This is a genomic window from Wolbachia endosymbiont of Pentalonia nigronervosa, assembly GCF_014534705.1.
Lineage (GTDB): Bacteria > Pseudomonadota > Alphaproteobacteria > Rickettsiales > Anaplasmataceae > Wolbachia.
On the sequence record NZ_JACVWV010000144.1, the window covers coordinates 1 to 1,647 of the forward strand.

Genomic DNA, 1,647 nt, shown 5'->3' on the forward strand with positions numbered 1-1,647 from the left:
ACCAGCTCCTGGCAGCAGTTATGAAATCACCTACAGAGCTAGAACTCACACTACTCCAGAAGATTTAAATGAAGAGGGAGGTAAAATAACTGGAGCAGTTGATGGCACCATGGTGTTAATTCTGGAAAATGCCTCGCTATGATTTAATTACCATCGATAGCAAAGGAACGGTGAGAAGAATAAAAGGTATTGCACACCCATGGAGGCCATCAATGCCAAAAGCACCTTCTGGTCAATTAGCTCTCAGCTACGTTTATCAACAGTGGAAAAAAGATGAAAAACCTGAAGTGATAAATAGTGCTATTCACGCTGTACCAATGAATGATTTGGAAAAGATGAAAAAGGGAATAAATGATCTTTATGCTTTAGTTGCACAGGAAAGTCTAAAAAATGATGCAAACTCAAGAGATTCCACGAGTAAAAAAGGCATGTTCGTTGACCCGTTTTTTGATGATGATATGCGCGATCAAGGAATAAAACAAACTGCAGCAATAGTAGATAAGGAATTAGTATTACCAATAGATGTAGAAGTTGTGGATGTTGAAAAGGGGAAAAAACCGTATCTTTTACCATATGAACTTGAGCCAGTACTGCAGCAGCTTTTGCAGACTAAAGAAATGAAAATTAATCCATATCAAGCTTTTGATCCAGTACCGGCAAAAGTAACGATTAATAAAAACGTAGATAATTGGACGGAAGTAAAAACCAATTGGAAGAGCCCAGTGACAGGACAATTTAATACTAGAGAAACAACAGAGCTTCTGTCAAGCAAGACATATGAAGCCGAATTTATGCGAGAAGTAACTCAAGAATTTGAAATTGAAGGTTTTGCAGCTAACGAAAAGCTTAAGGAATTAAAATTTGATGGAATAACCATAGCTTAAAAATTTTTTCATAAAATTATGATTGCTGCTGATAACAAAGGAAAAATAACCGGGAAATTTACCGTACCAAAGAACACACCTGCAGGTATAAAATTAGTGCAATTTTTTGGTAATCAAGGAAGCTATGGTGAAGCAACGTATACTGGTAAAAAAACTATTACCATAGAAGAGAGAAGAAGAGTTTTTTCCAGCAAACGAGTTGATCCTTTAGCCCAGACATTTATGCTAGATGAAAGCAGGCATATAGGAGGTGTGGATTTATGTTTTACAAATAAAGGGACAAAACGTGTTGTTGTACAAATCCGGGAAACAGCAGTGGGAATGCCCTCGCAGACTGTCATTGCTGAAAGAACTATTGAGTCAAAAGATATAAATGTTAACGGTACAGCAACACGTGTCACTTGGTCACCAGTTTGGTGTGAAGCAGAGAGAGAGTATGCCATCGTTTTACTTACAGATGATCCAAATACTGCAGTTAAAATTGCAGAGTTAGGGAAATATGATGCAGTAAACAGCCGTTGGGTAACGAGTCAACCGTATCAGGTGGGAGTGTTACTTTCATCGAGCAATGCCAGCACTTGGACTCCACATCAAAATTTAGATTTAACTTTTCGACTGTTAGCTGCAAAATTTACTGAAAATTCCACCACAATTAACCTTGGCAAGATTACCGCAAATAACACTTCAGATTTAATTGCTCTGGCAAACGTTGAAAAAGTCTCATTTGATACTAATGCTGAGTTTATTTTAACTGAACAGGATG

At 37.5% G+C, this 1,647-nt stretch carries 2 pseudogenes; both read left to right on the plus strand.

Annotated elements, in window-relative coordinates:
• Window positions 1-884 (plus strand): annotated as a pseudogene (locus IC220_RS07420) (DUF4815 domain-containing protein); the annotation flags it as partial.
• 18 nt (window positions 885-902) lie between these two features.
• Window positions 903-1,647, plus strand: a pseudogene (locus IC220_RS07425) (hypothetical protein); the annotation flags it as partial.